The following is a 17974-nucleotide window of genomic DNA, read 5'->3' as shown; positions in this document are numbered from 1 at the left end:
CAAGGACGCGATCTTTGGGAAATAATGGTTCGCGCACAACGTCTCGCACGCGCCTAGTGGAAGCGCTCAGGGGAATAATGCCTAAGCGCCGCATAAATGCGCTCTATAGATCACTTGCATCGGAATCGCGCCACAATCGCGCCATAGCCTTTACGAATCGCGCCACAATCGCGCCATCTTTTCCGGCGAATTGCGCCATACGTTTCCACGCCCGACAGCACAACGCTGGCTCAGCCAATGGGTGGATGACGGAAAGATCTCGACGTTCAAGCGGTGGCGTGGCGATGCATTTCCTTCAGCTTCGCGGGTCCGATCTTTTCTGCGGCCATAGTGGTGGCATAGTGGGTCTGCAAGTTCATCCAGAACTGCGGATCCATGTCGAAGTAGGCGCCCAGGCGCACTGCAGTATCAGCCGAAACCGCGCGCTCGCCCTTCACGATTTCGTTGATGCGGCGTGGAGGTACGTCAATTGCCCTGGCCAGTGCATATTGGCTGATACCCATCGGTTCCAAAAACTCCGCCCGGAGAATTTCACCAAGGGTTGAGAGAGGGATTTGTCGAGCCATTTACCGCTCCAGAATCATGCAGGTGCGACTCGCCTTAGGGATGCCGCACCCGACTTGCTTTCTCACTTCAACCATAGTGGAAGTTGTACCCACCGACATAGATGCGCGTCCTGAGCGTCCGAGCCTCTTCCTCTGCCATTGTTCCCGCCGCCAGAAACGAAAAAACCGGCTTTCGCCGGCTTCCTCTCCCGCACATCAGGTGGTCGTGCCACACAGATATCGGGGATTAGTTGTTAGCAAACCATTAGCTCGTTTCGCCAATCGTTGCAACAGTAGTTGCTGCACTCGGTACTGCTGACATCGTGCTGCACAACGTCAGCAACCGTCCAATGCTATCGCATATTTAGTTGGGTCTTTTCGACATCGATCAATTGATCCCGATGTAAATACACCCCGGCTACAGGCGGCACCGTTGTCAGCTTAGGCGCCCTCGCCTATGTTTCCCTGATCGGCGCCACATGCCCCTATCGCCTAGAGCCCAAATGTTTCGTGAGCCTTTCCAGCCGTGCAGATATTCGGTACCCCTATGTCGCGTGTACCGGCCACGGCGGCCAGCCCGAGCACTGCTTCCCGAAGAATAATCTGCGGAATTCGGCATTGCTCCGGGCTCGCCGGTGCTGCTGGCAATCCGCGTGTCATTCGGTCTGAACGGCGTTCCCGTCGAGTATCGGAGGTCATGGATGGTGACTGCCGCGCACGACTACCTGTGCGAACTGGGCCGGACCGGAGCAACGAGCACCGCAGGTTAGGCCGAGTGAGTTCTTTGGCAATTTGTGTGACGACGACGAGTTCGCGTGGAGGACCTTGCCGTGGTCTTGCCCGCCACCTATGGGTGTCACGTTGCTGCTAGCATCTGGGCACGAACTTTGTACCCGAAACTGCCTCTTTGGGATTACCCTCACGGCGATGCGGCTGCCTAGCCTGCAGACTTACTGAATCTGGACCTGCACCTTGCGCTACGAACTAACCGATCTCCGACTCTTCCAAGCCATCGCCGAGGCTCATAGCCTGGCGGGAGGCGCCAATGCAGCACACATCACCGCTTCGGCCGCCAGCTACAGACTGAAGAATCTGGAACATGCATTAGGTATTCCCCTCTTCATTCGGAGCCCCCGCGGCATGGATCTCACTCCTGCAGGCGAGATGCTGCTTGCACACGTCAGGGAGTTACTTCAAGGCATAGAGCGCATGCATGCGGAGGTGGGGCAGTTCGCGAGCGGTCTCAAGGGACACATCCGCCTGCTCGCCAACAGTAGCTCGCTAAATGGATTCATCATCCCAAGCGTCAGCCGTTTCCTGGCTGCCCACCCCGAGGTAAATATCGACTTGGAGGAGAGGACGAGCCAGGCAATCGTCGCTGCGGTAGCCGCCCACGAAGCGGACATCGGCATACTGGCAAATGAGCTGGCTAGCGAAGCGAACGCCGCAGGGACACGCTCGGTCCGCTACGCCGTTGACGAGCTGGTGCTGGCAGTGCAGCGCGGCCATCCGCTTGCGCGAGAATCAGCGGTGCGCTTTGGTGCTGCGCTGGGTTTCGATTTTGTATGCATGAGCCGAAACAGCAGCAACTTCCTGTTCCTCAAGGACATGGCCCAAAGAGCCGGCAAGCAGCCTAACGTCCGACTGCACGCGCATAGCTTCGAGGCAGTCTTGTCGTTGGTCGAGGCGGATGTCGGGATAGCACTGGTACCCCGAAGCGTCGCCTCGGAGGCCATCACCGCGGGCCAGATTGTCGCTGTGGGCCTAGACGAGCCTTGGGCCGTGCGGGAGCTCAGTCTCGTGACGCGCGGCGACGGCAAGCTTCCAGGTTTCGCGGCCGCATTTGTCCAGTTTCTGCTGAGCGATCCCCGCGTGGCCATCACGCGGGAACCGCAAATGCCGTCTGCCTGAAGAGGCTCAGCGCTTCCGGTTGATAAAGCTCGCCATGTGTTCCTGAGGCTCACCGGTTTCGAAGGCCAGACCGAATTCGGTGACGCTGTTCTGGATAGAGTCGTCGAGCGGCGCCTCCTCCCACTCACGTAGCAGCCGCTTCTGTTGCCGCACGACTTGCGGGCCAAAGCTTGCCAGCAGTTCCGCCACCCGAGCCACTTCAGCGTCCAGACTCGCGAGCGGCACGACTTTGCTGACCAGGCCGGCCGAGAGCGACTGCTCGGCATCTGCAATTTCACCGGTCAGGAGAAACCACGCTGTCCTTGCGTTGCCAATAAGGCGAGGCATCAACGCAGCATGAATGACCGAGGGGATACCGACCTTGACCTCAGGCATGCCAAGCTGCGCGTCTTCCGATGCGATGCGGATATCGCAAGCAAGGGCCAATTCGAGACCGCCACCAAGGCACCACCCAGGCATACGCGCGATGACAGGGACCGGGAAATGCCGGAGTGCATTGCAAAGGTCGCGCAGGCCGCTGATGAATACCTCGGCGCTCTCACGCTTGAGTGCAGCCATCTCGTTGATGTCTGCGCCACCGATAAAGCCCTTGTCACCGGTACCGCGGATAACCAGGACTCGAACGCCCTTTCGCTCAGCCAGCGCTCGCACTGCGTTGGTCAAATCGGCAATGACGGGGGTGCTGAGGATGTTCAGCGACTTTGCCTCACGGATGGTGACTGTAGCGATGCCACGCTCGTCGACTTCTACCGCCGCGTGGCGATTGGATAGGTTCTCGCTCATACGAATCTCCTTATTGCAACTTCTCGAAGCGGATGTCCTCGACCACCTTCTTCCAGTGCTGATTCTGCGTCCGGATAAGGTCCGCGAAGGCCTTGCGGGTCGTCCACGCCGGGATGGCGCCCTGCTTCTCGATGGCCGCCACGACCTCAGGCTCCGCCAGTACCTGTTTTACTGCCGCGTTGATCTTGTCGAGAATGGGTGCAGGCGTGCCGGCAGGTGCGCCGAGCCCAAACCAAGAGGGATTGTTCATGGCAGGCAGACCGGCTTCTGCATACGTCGGCACGTTGGGCAACATCTTCAGGCGTTGCTTGGCCGCGACTGCGAGAGGACGCAGCTTACCGCCTTGAATCAAACCGGACGACGATGGGATGTTGTCAAAAACGACCTGAATCTGGCCAGCCATCGCGTCGTTCAATGCCGGCCCGAGCCCCTTGTACGGGACGTGCAACATTTTCGTACCCGTGACGTTCATGAACAGTTCGCCGTTCATGTGGCTCAGGCCGCCGTTGCCTGACGAGCCAAACGAATACTTGCCCGGCTCTGCCTTCAGCAGCTTGATAAATGCCGTCAGGTCTTGCGCGGGAAAGGACGGGTTGACAACCAGCACATTGGGTACATCAGCCAAGTTGCTGATGGGGTCGAAGTCCTTCACCGGGTCATACGCCGTCTTCTGGTAGACGTTCGGATTCACAGCATGGGAGCTCTCGACCTCCATCACCAGCGTGTACCCATCGGCGGGCTGCTTAGCTGCGAAAGCGCTACCTACCGCGCCGCCCGCACCGGGGCGATTCTCAACGACCACGGGTTGCTTGAGCACGGCGCCAAGCCGCGTACCGACCACGCGCGCGATGATGTCTGTGGTGCCACCCGCCGCATAAGGCACGATCAGCTTGATGGGCTTGTCTGGCCAGGTCGACGCATGTGCGACACCGAACTGGCTGGCGCAAGCCGTGGCGACCATGGCGAGGATGGTTTGTTGCAACTTCATTATTGTCTCCGAACGAATCTGATTTCGGTTAGGGCTTCGCCATTACGCTTGCGGCGTATGCTCGCCAAGCAGCGGCGGCGGTTTCAAGGGATTAGGATTGCTCGGCAGCATGGGGTTGCGCACCATTGGGATCGCTCCCATGACCGGGTGCATCGCGGTTTGTCGCATCTGCCGATGCTGGACCTGCGGATGGGCAAAGACCTCTTCCATCGTGTTAATCGGCCCCCACGGCACACCAGCCGCATCAAACGCCGTCGTCCACGCATCCCGCGTGCGCGTCGGGAACAGGTCTGTGAGCACTGCTCTCAGCGCTGGAAGGTTCTCAATACGTCCCGAGTTGGTGATGTAGCGTGCGTCTTGCGCAAGATCGCTACGGCCCGCCACCTCGCAAAATCGTGCGAACTGCGTGTCGTTGCCAATAGCAAGAATGATGTAGCCATCCGCGCAGCGAAAAACTTCATAGGGCGCGCAATTGGGGTGGGCGTTGCCGCTGCGCTGGGGATTCTCATTCGAGACGAGGTAGTTGGCGCCTTGGTTCGCATTCAAGGCCACCGCCACATCGAGTAGCGCGATATCGAGGTGCTGACCTTCACCGGTTTGCTGGCGCTGGAACAGTGCTGCCAAAACGGCCGAGGTGGCATACATCCCGGTGCTCACGTCAACGACTGCCACGCCTGTTCTCAGCGGGCCAGCGCCGGGGCTGCCATCGGGTTGCCCGGTGTAGCTCATCAAGCCGCCCATTCCCTGAAACACATAGTCGTAGCCGGGCTTGTCCGCCATCGGGCCGTCCTGCCCAAATCCGGTGATAGACAGGTAAATCAGACGAGGATTGATGGCTTTGAGCGACGCATAGTCGAGGCCATACCGCTTGAGCGTTCCGACCTTATAGTTTTCCACCAGCACATCTGCGTGGCGAGCCAGTTCAATCAACTGTGCGGCACCTTCCGGATTGCTGTAATCGATGCTCACCGACTCCTTGCCTCGATTGCAGCTGATGAAGTACGCCGACATCCGTTGCTCACTGCCGTCGCCTGCCGTCATGTAGGGCGGGCCCCACCCGCGCGTATCGTCGCCGCGCTGCGGATGCTCGACCTTCACCACATCCGCGCCAAGGTCGGCTAGGTTCTGCGTGCACCATGGCCCAGCCAGGATGCGAGATAAGTCCAGGACCCGAACGCCCTCTAGTGCCCGATGTAACATTCCTGCTCCGTGTTCTCATACTTAACGTGGGGCCCAGTGTATGGACCCCACGTCAGAAAATCGATTTGAATGTTCTCAAGGCTGCCTTCAAGACGGCTCAACGGTCAGTGCCGGCGATCGAAAGTCTGCGCACCGGCGGCCACAAGACGCTCCAGAAGTGGAGACGGCTCCCAATGTGCGCCGTGTTCGTCCCGTAGGGCCCGAATTCGGGCGAGAACCTTGTCCAGGCCAAGGGTCTCCGCGTAGAACATCGGTCCGCCGCGCCAGGCCGGGAAGCCATAGCCGTGTACGTATACGACATCAATGTCCGACGCCCGTTGTGCGATCCCTTCGTCAAGGATGTGAGCGCCCTCATTGATTAAGGCGAGCATGCTGCGCTCGACGATTTCTTCGTCAGTGATGACTCGCCTCTCAATACCCGCCTCGCGGGCACAGTCTGCGATGAGTTCGTCGATGAGCGGGTCGGGGATCGGCGCTCGGCTGCGTGGCTCGTAGCGATAGTAGCCACCGCTGGTCTTCTGTCCAAAACGGCCTAACTCGCAGATGCGGTCGGCCACCTTGGAGTACCGCAGGTGCGCAGGACGCGTGGGCGCCAGACGCTTTCGTGTTGCCCAATTGATGTCCATACCGGCAAGGTCCGCCATGGTCAGTGGCCCCATTGCCATGCCGAAATCGGTGAGCGCACGGTCGACTTGTTGAGGCGAGGCCCCCTCCTCCAGCAAGAATCCGGCTTCGCGCCAATACGGGGTCAGCATCCGGTTACCGACAAACCCTTCACACACACCGACAAGAACGGGAACCTTCTGGATGCGTTGTGCCATGGCAAGGCAGGTCGAGATCACATCCGGGCGGGCCGCCTTCCCTCGCACCACCTCCAGTAGCTTCATCACGTTCGCCGGACTGAAGAAATGCAAACCAATCACGTCGCCCGGACGCTTCGTCGCTGCGGCAATCACATCAATATTGAGTCGCGACGTGTTCGTAGCGAGGATCGCGCCAGGCTTACATACCTGGTCCAGCCGTTCGAAGATTGCCTGTTTGACGCCCATATCCTCGAACACTGCTTCGACAACCAAGTCTGCCTGTGCCAGGGCATCAAATTCCAGCGTCGAGGTAATGCGCCCAACGCGTTCATCGATCTGCTCAGATGTGAGCTTGCCTTTGGCTGCGGTAACCTCATAGTTGCGCCGAATCATCACCATGCCTCGGTCGAGGGCTGCCTGCTCACGCTCAACCAGCGTGACGGGGATCCCCGCGTTGACGAAGGACATCGTGATGCCAACGCCCATCGTTCCCGCACCGAGCACCGCGACGCGCTCCAGAGGGCGTAGCGCCAGCCCTCTGCCTTCGGCAAACTTGGGCGCCTCACGCTCTGCAAAGAATACGTGGCGAAGCGATTTCGACTCGGTACCCGCGACCAATTCGTCGAAACGAGCGCGCTCGAACACCATCCCATCGATGAACGGCAACTGCGTTGCAGCCTTCACGCAAAGAACAGATGCCTTCTGTGCCGACGCGTTACGGTCCTTCCGGCTCACTGATGCCAGCCTGGCGTCAAAATCAACGTTGGATGCATTGAGGTCGCGAGCTGCGACAACGGGATGAGCGTCTGACTTTTTCACCACCTCGCGGCAGAATTTCACCGCTGCCGCAACGACATCCTCTCCTGACAGGGCCCGCTCGTTGCCGGGGGTGATGGCATCTGCGAGTCCAATCTGCAAGGCAACCTTGCCTGTCACCGGCACGCCCGTCTGGATCATGTCCAGCGCTCGCTCCACACCGATCAAACGAGGCAATCGTTGGGTACCACCGCCGCCCGGAACCAGTCCGATGTTGACCTCCGGCAACCCAAGGCGCGCGTCCTGCGCGACGACCCGATAGTGGCAGCCGAGCGCCAATTCCAGCCCGCCGCCCAGCGCCACCCCGTGGATAGCCGCAATCACGGGCTTTCGCGAAGCCTCCATGAGCTGCTGGATATCCCTTGAGAGCGGCCACGCACTTGCTGCGGGGGTGTTGAATTGGCGGATATCCGCGCCACCGCAGAACGCCTTACCTGACCCAGCCACTACGACACCAACAATGTTGCTGTCCTCAAATGCACGTTTCAGACCGGCATGAATGCCTGCCCGCGTGGTGTCCCCAAGCCCGTTGACAGGGGGATTGTCCAGCCACAGCACGGCGACATCGGCGCGCGCTTCATAGCCAACAGTGGGGGAAAGACGAAGAACTTCAGAAACTTGTGACATCCTGATACCCGGAAGTGACGCGGCGAGCCGGCAACGGCGGTCGGCGCGAGAGCAAAGTCAGTTGTGAATGACAAGGTGAGCAAGAACGCTCAGGTGCACGCGGTGGAGAAAGACAGCCTGGCCCCTGTCAGTTCCTGCAGGCGACCGCGCGACATCCCGGGCACCATTTCGACGGCATGGAAGCCCTTCGGGGTGACGTCGATCGTCGCCAGATCCGTGTAGATGCGTTTCACACAGCCAGCGCCCGTAATAGGAAGGGAGCATGACTCCACGAGTCGTGGAAGCCCCTCGCGGGTGACGTGCTCCATGATGACGTAGACGCAGCGCGCGCCGACGGCAAGGTCCATGGCCCCCCCCACGGCTGCAGCCACACCTTCCTGCCCCAGGGACCAGTTAGCCAGGTCACCGTTCTGGCCAACCTGATAGGCGCCCAGCACGCAATAGTCGAGATGGCCGCCCCGCATCATTGCGAACGAGTCCGCGTGGTGGAAATACGCGCCACCCTCGACCAGTCCCACAGGCAGCTTTGCGGCATTCGTCACGTCCGGATCCGCCGCCTCTCCGTCTTGGAGCGCTCGCATCCCGAGAATGCCGTTCTCACTATGAACGATGACCTCATCTTCCGGTCGCCAATAGTTGAGCGCCAGTACGGGCAAGCCAATGCCAAGGTTCACGTACGAGCCCGGCGGGATATCCCGGGCGACACGTTCGGCCATCTGTCCACGCGTACGCTTTTCAACCATGGTGGTTCTCCCCGGAAACGCTATCAATCTGGACCAGCCGCTTCACGAAAATGCCAGGCGTCACGATGTGCTCAGGGTCAATGCCGCCAAGTGATGCGCGCTGCGAAACCTGAACAATCGCCGTCCTGGCAGCCATGCACATGGGCGGACCAAAGTTTCGTCCTGCCTTCCGATAGGTCAGATTGCCCCAGCGATCGGCGCGCTCGCCTTTGACCAGCGCGAAGTCACCATGCAATGGGCGCTCGAAGACGTACCCGACTCCATCTATCACCCGGGTCTCTTTGCCCTCGGCGAGCCTGGTGCCATAGCCGGTCGGCGTGAGGAATCCGCCAAGACCAGCCCCGGCAGCGCGCAGGCGCTCGGCCAGCGTTCCCTGCGGCACACACTCGAACTCGATTTTTCCAGCGGCATACGCCTCTTCGAAGGCCATCGCTTCGGCGCCCCGCGGATACGACGCCAACAAGCGGCGGACACGCCCGAGGCGGATGAGCCTTGCCAGTCCTGTTTCGCCTGTACCGCCGTTGTTGCAGACAATGGTCAAGTCGCGCGCACCCTGCTCGGCAAGGGCCTCGAGCAGCTCAATCGGTTGACCGGACGTCCCGAATCCGCTGACCAGGACCGTGGCGCCATCGTGAACGTCCGCGACTGCTGCCAGCGCGGACTCGAAAAATTTGTCGATCATCGCGAGGCCCCCTATTGAATCGCCGAAAGAATGGCAGTGGCCTGGCTCGACAGGACACCGCCGTTTCCGTGCACCAGCGCCGTCTCTGCGCCAGCGACCTGGCGCTCCCCGGCTTCCCTGCGCAATTGCGTGACAGCTTCAATGACCAGGAAGATGCTGTACATCCCAGGGTGCACGCATGACAGTCCACCCCCGTTTGTATTCATTGGGAAATCACCGCCCGGGGCGACGCGACCGCCGGAAACGAAGGCACCGCCTTCTCCCTTCGCACAGAATCCAAGGTCTTCGAGAAAGAGAATGGGGTTGATTGTGAACGCGTCGTACAACTCGACCACGTCGATATCCTTGGGCGCCAGGCCGGCTTGCGCAAAGGCCTTGGCGCCGGAATCGATGGCGGGCGTCCGGGTCAAGTCCTCCATGCACGAAATCTGGCGGTGCCAATGGGCATGGCCGACGCCCAATATATAGATTGGCTTGGCATGGAGTGCCTTCGCCCTGTCAGCACGCGTGACGACGAATGCGCCCGCGCCATCCGTGACAAGGCAACAATCGCGCACCGTCAGCGGATCCGAAATCATCTTTGCATGGATGACGTCGTCAACGCTGAGGGGTTCGCGGGCAAACGCATCGGGATTGAGTTGCGCCCATTTGCGCGCAGCCACTGCCACTTCGGCCAGCTGCGTACGCGTGGTGCCGTACTCATGCATGTGGCGGGCTGCCGCCAGTGCATAGCTGGTGACCGGGTTAAACGGCTTGTATGGATGCTCGTAGGGCTGAGGATCCAGCTCCGCGCGCATCGCATTCACACGCGAACTACTCGGTATGCTACGAGGATTACTGCCATAGCAAATCAGCACGTTCTCGCATTCTCCCGCTTCGATTGCCATCGCGGCAATGCGGATGTCCGCAATGAAGGACGAGCCACCGAACATTGTGCTGTCGGAGAATTTCGGCCGGATACCCAGATACTCGGACATCCGCATGACCCACCAGGGAGACGTCAGGCTGGAGGTGATGACGCCGTCGATGTCGGCCATGCGCAGCCCGCTCGCTGCAACGGCTGCCTTCGCCGCCTGGGCGATGATCTCCTGCTCTGTACGCCCCCCGGCGTGCCCAAGGCCAGCCAGCCCTGTGCCGAGAATCGCCACGCCACCGCGGTCAGTTGCTTTCGTCATTGCGGCCCTCCCGTCGGGCTGAACACAAGGAGAACGCCTTCACCCTCCTGCGCAATCATTGCCTTCACCCTGGCACCAATCTTCACATCGCCGGGTTCGATTCCGACGACGCGGCTCATCAAGCGCGGCCCCTCGTCAAGATCCACGAGACAAACGTTGTGACTCGTCTCCTTGCCTCGAACCACGGTGGTGGAATAGACGCGACCCAGTCCCGTTGGCGCCGTCCATTGCAGCGCAAGCGAACCGCAATACGGACAAATGACGCGGGGAAAGAAGTGATACCGGTCACACTCAAGGCATTTAGGGATTTCGAATACCCCTTGCGCCAGTCGGCCGAAGTAATGTTCATCGGCACTCTGCACGTTGCTGTCAGCCATACCGCCCTCACTGCTCGATGTGTACGCCGGTGATCTTCACGGTGTTTTGCCACTTGATCACTTCGGCCTCGACATACTTCCTGAACTCCGCCGGATTCAGCCCGCCCGCTGCTTCTGCTTGTTGCCGCTTGAGCTTCGCAACCATGTCAGGCGACGCCATGATGCGGTTGACCTCCGCGTTGAGGCGCGTGACGATTGCCTGCGGCGTGCCGGCGGGGGCGTACAGGCCAAGCCAGGTGTAGGCATCGAAGTTCTTGTAACCGGCCTCCGCGATGGTCGGTACGTCCGGGAACAGCTTGCTGCGCTCCGCGCCAGTCACAGCAATTGGGCGTAGCTTTCCTGCTGCGACAAACGCGGACACGCTCATCGAATCCTGGAAGACAACGGGAATCTGCCCTGCCACAACGGCTTGCGTCGAGGGGGATGCCCCTTTGTATGGAACATGGACGAGCGGCGCCCCTGTCATATGGCGGAACAACTCGCCCGCCAAGTGGGTTGAGCCACCCGCCCCGGCCGACCCATAGGGAACACTGCCCTGTTCTTTGGCCCACTTCACGAACTCCGGCACGGTGTGGACAGGGACCGAAGGATTCACCACCAGCATGTTGGGGGCTTTCGCGATCAGCGCGATGGGCTCGAAGTCCAGCACCGGCCGATACCGAACTGACTTCTGGACGGCCGGACCAATGACATGACCCGTTGCGCTGAGCAGAAGCGTGTACCCATCGGCCGGCTTGCGAGCGACGTACTCCGTCGCAATCTGCCCCGCTGCGCCAGGCCGGTTCTCCACGACGAAGCTCTGCTTGAGCGATTCGCTGAGCTCCGCGGCGACCAGCCGACCGACGATATCCGTCATGCCGCCAGGTGCGAACGCCACCACGATGGTGACTGGCTTACTCGGATAAGTGTCGGCGTGAGCTGTCGATAGGGTAGCGCCGCCAAGTGCCAGGGAAGCACCGATCGTCGCGAGAAGGCGTCGGCGGGCAAAGCTTTGAATCATCGTTGTCTCCTGCGTCGTTGTGCACATAGTCACGAGCGTGACCCGCGTTTTTGTTGTCGACGCAGTATATTTTTGGCCGGCTACGGCACCTATCCGAAAGATTCGAAGCTTGCCTTCGTGGTTTTTCAACGCCCCGCAAGGCATTGAGCAGTAATAGGTTTATGGCGCCAAGCCAGCACTGGACACGGGTATTCCCTAATCCAGCGACCTCGGACGCCAGTCCTCTGCTGGGCTGTGTTCGGCTGCTCCGTCCGTGGCGTCGTCGGATGCTCGGCAATCCAACGCTCCATATCGGCCATATCACCGGCTGCGCCGGCATCTGATTCCAACAGTGTCAAAGGTACCTCACCGCCGAAGTGCTCGTTGGGCGCGCTCAACAATTCTCTCCCCAGCACGTCTGGGCTCAGATGCACGCCACGAGAGCCAGCGGATTCGGAATCGTTCTTGACCGCAGTGACAGGTGGACGGCATTGGGAAAAGCGATGGCGTTACGAATCAAGAATCAACTCGGCGTAACTATCCTAAGCCGCAAAGGAGCACCGCAAGCGGAGGCTCTTGAATGGCTGAAGTCCGCACTTTCCGAAGCAGTTGAGCAGCTTGACGCGACTCCCAGCGCCTAGACAAGTATGTCTGATTGTGGCCTTCCCGCAGTGCCATGCCCCATCGCGGATCGAGGCGTTCCGTGGAGAAGCGCCCGCCTCACGACATCACAGGAGAGCACGTCTCTTTACGTATTCTTCCAGGCGGATCCCACGGAGGATATTGCCACGGCGTCACGGGATGAGTATCAATTTCCCCGAAGTCTTGCGGCTCCCCAAATCGGCATGTGCATGGGCCGCGTCGGAAAGTGCATACTCGCCGCCGCTGAAAGCCTTCAGCTTGCCTTGGCGTACCCAATCGAACAGCGAGGCAGAGCGTTGACGCAACAATGCCGGCGTCCGGATATGGTCTGCGAATACAGCGAAACCGATCTTGATGCTATTGGGCAAGCTGAACAGCTCAATCGCCCTCGAAGGCTCTAGCAGCGGACCGGGCCAGCAATAGGTTCCCGCGCGGCGGAGTGCTCTCAACGACGCCTTGAACGACGCCGGCCCCGCTCCGCCATACACAACGTGCACCCCTTCCCCATTGGTCAGGCGCATGACGGCGCTCACGAAAGTGCCGCCACTGTCCACCAACAGGTTGTCCACGCCAGCCTCCATCGCCACGCGTCGCTTGGCTTCAGAGGAGACGCGGCCTATAACCCGTCCCCCGCGCAGTTTGATGATTTGCGTCAGCAGCGAGCCGACACCGCCTGCCGCCGAGTGCACCAAGGCGATGTCTCCTTCCTGGACCGGATAGAACTCCGTGGCAAAGTGGCTGGCAGTCAGACCGTTCATCATCACTGAGGCCGCCGTGCGGAAATCGATGTCGTCAGGAAGTGGCACCAGCGATTCGGCCGGCATCGTGATTTGCTCCGCGTAGCTGCCAGGCGCGTAAGCCCAGGCCACGCGATCTCCAACGGCAAAGTCGCTCACACCCTCTCCAACGGCAAGCACCCGCCCCGCCCCTTCGACGCCAAGTGGCTTTGGATTCGACACCCCGGTCCAGGCCACGCCCTGACGCACAACGATATCCATGAAGTTCACACCGGCCGCAGCAACGCCCACCAATACTTCGCCCGGCCATGGGGTCGGGTCCCGACGGTCGACGTATTCGAGGACATCGACATCGCCAATATTCCTCATGACAACCGTTTTCATTGCTCTGCCCTTACCCATTTTCTGGAAGAAGCCTTGCGGCGGATCAAGCTACGCTACCGCCTTTGCGTGACCCTGCCAATACTGGGCGCGGAGGGCTTTCTTGTCGATCTTGCCAAGCGCAGTCAGAGGAAGCGAATCCACGAACTCCACCGTTTTCGGCGCCATCGTGGGGCCCTTGCGCTCTCGTACGTGGGCAATCAATGCCTGCTCAGTTGCTGACGATCCTGCCCGCAACACCACGATAGCCTTGACTGCCTCGCCCCACTTCTCATGCGGAACACCGATCACAGCGGCGTTTGCAATCGCAGGGTGACTGGCCAGCGAGTTCTCGACCTCCTGCGGATAGACATTGAACCCTCCCGAGATGATCATGTCTTTCTTGCGATCGACGATATGGAAGTAGCCGTCATTGTCCTGAAACGCCATATCCCCTGTATGGAGCCAGCCATCCCGTAGCAATTCGTTCGTCGCTTCGGGCTTGTTCCAATAGCCTCGCGTGACGTGCGGCGCTCGCACACATAACTCACCGATGCTGCCGCCGCGAGGCAGAACGTTATCGTTCTCGTCGACAAGTCGCACCGCCACACATGGATAGGGCTTGCCAGCCGAGGTGAGCTTGTCGCCGTGAGGATGAAGATGATCTTCAGCGGTCAATGCCAGGATGGTTCCTGGCACTTCTGTTTGACCGTAGTTTTGATGGAGAATCGGGCCGAACAACGACAAGGCATGCGCGAGCCGACTTTCCGAGATCGGTGCGGCAGTGTAGATAATGCGTCGCAGACCACGGAGATCCACGCTGCCAATACGCGGGTGATCCATTAGCATGTACAACATGGTGGGGACGACAAAGAGCACAGTCGCCTGTCGTTGAGCAATAGCCTCAAGCGTCTTGTCGACATCAAATCCGTCGTGGATGACCACGGTCCCGCCCTTCACCAGCACCGGAATAACCAGTGCGCCCGCACCATGCGACAGTGGAGAAGAAACAAGGAGGCGAACCGCGGTATCGAAGCCTTGCTCGGCAATGTGCAACAGGGACGCGAACGCAAGCGCGCGGCTTTCAGTCATGACGCCTTTTGGAACACCGGTGGTGCCGCCCGTATAGATCAGCCGGATGTTGTCAGCCGGCTGATCTAGTGCCTCCAGTGGTCGGGGCGTGTACCTTTCTACGGCGCCCCAGAAATCCGTGGTGTCCGGCACGGGATCATGAGCGGCAAGACGAAGCGGTCGTTGTGCCGCGGCCAGTAGCTGCTCACCGCGCGAAGCACGCGCGGCATCCACGACAAGTAGCACGGCACCGCTATCCTCCAACATATAGCGATGATCTTCGAAACTAGCCGAATAGTTCGGAATCACGGAAACGTAGCCACCAATGAATGCGGCGGCCATCACCACAAACATTTCGTGGCGGTTTCCCGTGAGTTGCATGATTGCGTCGCCACGCTTCAGGCCTAACGCTTCAAAATACTGCAACGTGCGGCTGATCTGCTGAGCGATATGTGCGTACGTTATGGGTTCACCCTGGCAAACAAATGCCGTCCTCTCCGCATGGCGCTCCAGTGCGTTGACGATCATGTCGCCGACACCGGCAACAGAGAATAGTGCCGACGCTGCATCGCCTTCATTGGGGCGCTTCATTACCATCTTCTCCGCCATCATTGCTCACCCAATTTCTTGTCCTTGATGAGCGCACCAAGACGTTCTGACTCATTGCGTACCCGAGCAACGAACGCGTCGGACGACGACACTTCGATGTCGTAGCCTTCCGCCAGCAATTGCTCTTTCAGCGCCGGCGTGCCGAGCGCATGCCGGAGCGCGTTTCGCAGGCGGTCAGCGGTCTCTTTTGGCAGCCCGGCTGGCGCGATAAGCCCGACCCACGACGACGCTTCGAAGCCCGGGTAGGTTTCCGCAACAGTCGGCACATTGGGCAGGAGCGGCGAACGTTTGACCCCGCCCGTAGCTATCGCCCGCAGCCGCCCGTCCTTGATGTACGGCAGGAAGTATCCGAGCGTCCCAGAGGCCATGTCATAGCGGCCCGACAACAGATCTGGGAGGAATGAGCCGCCGCCGCCCTGATAAGGCACCGGCAAGAGCTCAACGCTCGCGAGATTTCCCAACAGCAAAGGATAGAGATGGTTCGACGTGCCCTGTCCTGTCGAACCGAACGACACCGTACCTGGCTTGGCTTTGGCGGCCTGCAGCAGCGCTGGCAGCGACGGATAGGATTTGCCGGTAACAAGCACATGAGGCGCCGAGACCACTAGCGTCACGTAGCTAAAGGATTTGAACGTGTCATACGACAGCGACTTGAACATGTACTGATTGACGGCCTGGGAATCAAACACCACGCCCAACGTATAGCCGTCAGGCTTGGCCCTGGCCACTTCAGCGGTGCCTAGCGTGCCTCCCGCGCCCGGCTTGTTGACCACGACATATGTCTCGCCAAGCTCCTGCGTAAGGCCATTCGCCACGATGCGAGCGATTCGATCGGTAGTACCACCGGCCGAATAGGGCACGATGATCTGCACCGTCTTGCTCGAATCGGCAGCTTGTGCTCCCCCTGGCATTGCCTGTGCAAGCGCGGCAATGCTCGTGGCCAACACCGCGTTTAAGAATGCTTTCGTCATGACTGTCTCTCCAATATTATTTTGTGCGGCGATTCCTAGTTCGCGACGGGACCGTCGTAGAGGATCGACTGGTCAGCATGGTCGGCCATCATGAAGCCAATGGGCCGGGACGCCTCTTCGAACAGGTGCGCGAGCAGCCCGGCCGTACGCGCAAGGATCGGAATGCCCTTCAGCGCGCCCACCGGGAAGCCGGCCTGAAGGAGCACGGCCGGAATAGAGCCAGAGACATTGATCGGTAGGGTGCGGGCGTAGATCTCAGGGATCGTTCGCTCCACGGCGAAGAGGGCGTCTAGGTAGGGACCGGCGACGCCCAATTCCTTTGCGAGCGTCAGCATGCGCGCTGTGCGCGGGTCCCCGGCGCCATGTAGCGGATGACCGTATCCCGGAACAGTTTGCCCAGCGGCTTTGCGTGCTTTGAGCTTACGTGCAACGACGTCTTCGAGGGCTTCACCCGACTCCGCTTGCGTCGTCACGATATCGTGCAAGAAACGGCCGCACAGCTCGGACGTGCCCATGACCACCGTCCCTGCTCCCAGGATCCCGGCTGCCACCGCGCCCTGGAGCGCGGCGGGGTCCGCGTCGTATGTCATTCGGGCAGCTTGAACAGTCGGCGTCAATCCGTGCTCGGCAAGGGCGACGAGTGCAGCATTGACCAGCCGACTCTGTGCGGGTGTCGCTTCCGTTCCGGTCAACAGGAAGTAATAGAAGTCGGGAAAATCGACTTTGCCTATCAAGTCACGGCACAGATCTTTGCCACGAATGGTGATGCTGTGGGCATTGGCCGTCGAAATGGCCGTGTAGGGGTCCTTCTGTTTGCCGATCCTCATTGTCTCCTCCTCTAGTTATGCGACCGATTCTAAGGAGAAGCTAGAAATTGACAAAGTAGATAATTTGCATCTTAATGATCGATGGTGTCTATAGCTCAAAGGGGCAGTCGTGGAACTCCGGCATCTTCGGTACTTCGTCGCACTTGCGGAACGTCTCAACTTCACGGCCGCTGCCGAACAGGTACACGTCACGCAGCCAACGCTTTCCCACCAGATCAAGCAACTGGAAAACGAACTGGATCTCGTCTTGTTCGAGCGCACCGAAAGGCGTGTCAGCCTCACAGCGGCCGGCATGCTATTTCTGCCAAAGGTCATCGAGGCGCTGAAGGTGCTCGACAGCGGCACGGCGCTGCTGAAGGCCTCTGGGGCGACGCTCTCAGGGCACCTACGCATCGCCACTTCGCAGACCTTCAACATCGCAATCGTGCCGCGTACCGCCCTGCTATTTCGGCAGCAGCACGAGGATGTGCGCATTACCATCGAAGAGCTGACGCTCGCGGACATGACGCGCGCATTGCGGGCAAACGAGATTGATCTCGCGATTGCCTACCAGCCACACGAGTCCGATGACATGGTGTTCGAACCGCTATGTGACGAAGAACTGGTCCTCATTACTACCCCGGATCATGCGCTGGCGCGTCGGAAGCGAGTACGCATGATCGAGCTGCACGGCCGCGACATGGTCATGCTGCCACCACGCTTCAAGACCCGCCAGTTGCTGGACGAAGCATTCCTCTCGGCCGGCACCGCGCCGAACGTCATCATCGAGTCAGGCACGATTCCGTCACTGCTCCATCTCGTGCGCGAGACGGAAGCGCCCACCATCTTGTCGCGCTATTCCTTGCCGTCCGACTCGATGCTTAAATCCGTTCCGCTCGAAAGCCCGCGCCCCACCCGCACTACTGGCCTGTTCTATAGCAACCGCCAGGCACGCACTCCACTCCAGATCGCCTTTGGCGCCCTCCTGCGTAAAGTTGCGGCAACCCACGTGGGAAGTTAATCGAGCAGCCGTCGCCGCGCCGGCCACCCGGGCTCCGGGACGCTCGGCCGTGATAATGCTAACCATCCATATGTAAAGCAGGGAGTTCTGGTGAATTCGGAAAAAAAACGGCGCAATGACTGCGCCGA

The 17974-nt window shown here is 60.0% G+C and carries 17 protein-coding genes; 3 read left to right on the top strand and 14 right to left on the bottom strand.

Annotated features, from left to right (window positions below):
- Positions 1–266: 266 nt before the first annotated feature.
- Positions 267–566, bottom strand: coding sequence for a HigA family addiction module antitoxin (locus CYJ10_RS21410; protein WP_101683470.1), 300 nt, complete (start codon positions 564–566; stop codon positions 267–269).
- A gap of 596 nt (positions 567–1162) precedes the next feature.
- Here CYJ10_RS21410 and CYJ10_RS34885 point away from each other — a divergent pair.
- Both CYJ10_RS34885 and CYJ10_RS21405 read left to right on the top strand, forming a co-directional pair.
- Positions 1163–1315, top strand: a complete 153-nt coding sequence (locus CYJ10_RS34885; RefSeq protein WP_257993460.1) for a hypothetical protein — start codon at positions 1163–1165, stop codon at positions 1313–1315.
- Positions 1316–1517: 202 nt separating this feature from the next.
- A complete protein-coding gene (locus tag CYJ10_RS21405) occupies positions 1518–2456 on the top strand; it encodes a LysR family transcriptional regulator (RefSeq protein WP_101683469.1) in 939 nt (312 codons plus the stop codon).
- Positions 2457–2462: 6 nt separating this feature from the next.
- On the opposite strand, the gene CYJ10_RS21400 is transcribed toward CYJ10_RS21405, so the two are convergent.
- From CYJ10_RS21400 to CYJ10_RS21340, 13 genes are all read right to left on the bottom strand, one after another.
- Entirely contained in the window at positions 2463–3239 is a 777-nt protein-coding gene (locus CYJ10_RS21400) for an enoyl-CoA hydratase (protein ID WP_101683468.1), read from the bottom strand.
- A gap of 10 nt (positions 3240–3249) precedes the next feature.
- A complete protein-coding gene (locus CYJ10_RS21395) occupies positions 3250–4227 on the bottom strand; it encodes a Bug family tripartite tricarboxylate transporter substrate binding protein (RefSeq protein WP_374703290.1) in 978 nt (325 codons plus the stop codon).
- Positions 4228–4269: 42 nt separating this feature from the next.
- A complete protein-coding gene (locus CYJ10_RS21390; RefSeq protein WP_101683467.1) occupies positions 4270–5427 on the bottom strand; it encodes a CaiB/BaiF CoA transferase family protein in 1158 nt (385 codons plus the stop codon).
- A gap of 104 nt (positions 5428–5531) precedes the next feature.
- Positions 5532–7673, bottom strand: a complete 2142-nt coding sequence (locus CYJ10_RS21385; protein WP_101683466.1) for a 3-hydroxyacyl-CoA dehydrogenase NAD-binding domain-containing protein — start codon at positions 7671–7673, stop codon at positions 5532–5534.
- 89 nt (positions 7674–7762) lie between these two features.
- A complete protein-coding gene (locus tag CYJ10_RS21380) occupies positions 7763–8416 on the bottom strand; it encodes a 3-oxoacid CoA-transferase subunit B (protein ID WP_101683465.1) in 654 nt (217 codons plus the stop codon).
- Positions 8409–9098 carry a 3-oxoacid CoA-transferase subunit A gene (locus CYJ10_RS21375; RefSeq protein WP_101683464.1) on the bottom strand — a complete coding sequence of 230 codons (690 nt, stop codon included), beginning with the start codon at positions 9096–9098 and terminating at the stop codon, positions 8409–8411. The genes CYJ10_RS21380 and CYJ10_RS21375 overlap by 8 nt, the downstream gene beginning before the upstream one ends.
- A gap of 11 nt (positions 9099–9109) precedes the next feature.
- Positions 9110–10273 (bottom strand): thiolase, encoded by a 1164-nt coding sequence (locus tag CYJ10_RS21370; protein ID WP_101683463.1) that lies wholly within the window; start codon positions 10271–10273, stop codon positions 9110–9112.
- Complete coding sequence (locus CYJ10_RS21365) at positions 10270–10650, bottom strand: Zn-ribbon domain-containing OB-fold protein (RefSeq protein WP_101683462.1); 381 nt, start codon at positions 10648–10650, stop codon at positions 10270–10272. Before CYJ10_RS21365 ends, CYJ10_RS21370 begins: the two co-directional genes overlap by 4 nt.
- 7 nt (positions 10651–10657) lie before the next feature.
- Positions 10658–11650: a tripartite tricarboxylate transporter substrate binding protein gene (locus tag CYJ10_RS21360; RefSeq protein ID WP_101683461.1), complete on the bottom strand. Its 993-nt coding sequence runs from the start codon at positions 11648–11650 to the stop codon at positions 10658–10660.
- 773 nt (positions 11651–12423) lie between these two features.
- The gene (locus CYJ10_RS21355) at positions 12424–13392 is read right to left on the bottom strand and encodes a quinone oxidoreductase family protein (RefSeq protein WP_101683460.1); all 969 of its coding nucleotides are present in this window, start codon (positions 13390–13392) and stop codon (positions 12424–12426) included.
- 48 nt (positions 13393–13440) lie between these two features.
- A complete protein-coding gene (locus CYJ10_RS21350; RefSeq protein ID WP_180863010.1) occupies positions 13441–15030 on the bottom strand; it encodes an AMP-binding protein in 1590 nt (529 codons plus the stop codon).
- 17 nt (positions 15031–15047) lie between these two features.
- A complete protein-coding gene (locus CYJ10_RS21345; RefSeq protein ID WP_101683458.1) occupies positions 15048–16019 on the bottom strand; it encodes a Bug family tripartite tricarboxylate transporter substrate binding protein in 972 nt (323 codons plus the stop codon).
- A 35-nt stretch (positions 16020–16054) separates the two neighbouring features.
- Positions 16055–16846, bottom strand: a complete 792-nt coding sequence (locus CYJ10_RS21340) for a citryl-CoA lyase (protein WP_101683457.1) — start codon at positions 16844–16846, stop codon at positions 16055–16057.
- 109 nt (positions 16847–16955) lie between these two features.
- On the opposite strand from CYJ10_RS21340, the gene CYJ10_RS21335 reads away from it, so the two are divergent.
- Positions 16956–17846 (top strand): LysR family transcriptional regulator, encoded by an 891-nt coding sequence (locus CYJ10_RS21335; protein WP_101683456.1) that lies wholly within the window; start codon positions 16956–16958, stop codon positions 17844–17846.
- Positions 17847–17974 lie beyond the last annotated feature (128 nt).

Origin of the sequence: Cupriavidus pauculus (genome assembly GCF_002858765.1) — a bacterium.
GTDB classification, from domain to species: Bacteria; Pseudomonadota; Gammaproteobacteria; order Burkholderiales; family Burkholderiaceae; genus Cupriavidus; species Cupriavidus pauculus_B.
This window is presented reverse-complemented; position numbering and strand designations above follow the sequence as displayed.

Excerpts from the sequence above, each read along its gene's own strand:
- CYJ10_RS21395 (WP_374703290.1), bottom strand. The coding sequence starts at position 4,227 with ATGAAGTTGCAACAAACCATCCTCGCCATGGTCGCCACGGCTTGCGCC.
- CYJ10_RS21385 (WP_101683466.1), bottom strand. The coding sequence starts at position 7,673 with ATGTCACAAGTTTCTGAAGTTCTTCGTCTTTCCCCCACTGTTGGCTAT.
- CYJ10_RS21350 (WP_180863010.1), bottom strand. The coding sequence starts at position 15,030 with ATGAAGCGCCCCAATGAAGGCGATGCAGCGTCGGCACTATTCTCTGTT.
- CYJ10_RS21345 (WP_101683458.1), bottom strand. The coding sequence starts at position 16,019 with ATGACGAAAGCATTCTTAAACGCGGTGTTGGCCACGAGCATTGCCGCG.
- CYJ10_RS21410 (WP_101683470.1), bottom strand. The coding sequence starts at position 566 with ATGGCTCGACAAATCCCTCTCTCAACCCTTGGTGAAATTCTCCGGGCG.
- CYJ10_RS21360 (WP_101683461.1), bottom strand. The coding sequence starts at position 11,650 with ATGATTCAAAGCTTTGCCCGCCGACGCCTTCTCGCGACGATCGGTGCT.
- CYJ10_RS21365 (WP_101683462.1), bottom strand. The coding sequence starts at position 10,650 with ATGGCTGACAGCAACGTGCAGAGTGCCGATGAACATTACTTCGGCCGA.
- CYJ10_RS21390 (WP_101683467.1), bottom strand. The coding sequence starts at position 5,427 with ATGTTACATCGGGCACTAGAGGGCGTTCGGGTCCTGGACTTATCTCGC.
- CYJ10_RS21375 (WP_101683464.1), bottom strand. The coding sequence starts at position 9,098 with ATGATCGACAAATTTTTCGAGTCCGCGCTGGCAGCAGTCGCGGACGTT.
- CYJ10_RS21400 (WP_101683468.1), bottom strand. The coding sequence starts at position 3,239 with ATGAGCGAGAACCTATCCAATCGCCACGCGGCGGTAGAAGTCGACGAG.
- CYJ10_RS21370 (WP_101683463.1), bottom strand. The coding sequence starts at position 10,273 with ATGACGAAAGCAACTGACCGCGGTGGCGTGGCGATTCTCGGCACAGGG.
- CYJ10_RS21380 (WP_101683465.1), bottom strand. The coding sequence starts at position 8,416 with ATGGTTGAAAAGCGTACGCGTGGACAGATGGCCGAACGTGTCGCCCGG.
- CYJ10_RS21340 (WP_101683457.1), bottom strand. The coding sequence starts at position 16,846 with ATGAGGATCGGCAAACAGAAGGACCCCTACACGGCCATTTCGACGGCC.
- CYJ10_RS21355 (WP_101683460.1), bottom strand. The coding sequence starts at position 13,392 with ATGAAAACGGTTGTCATGAGGAATATTGGCGATGTCGATGTCCTCGAA.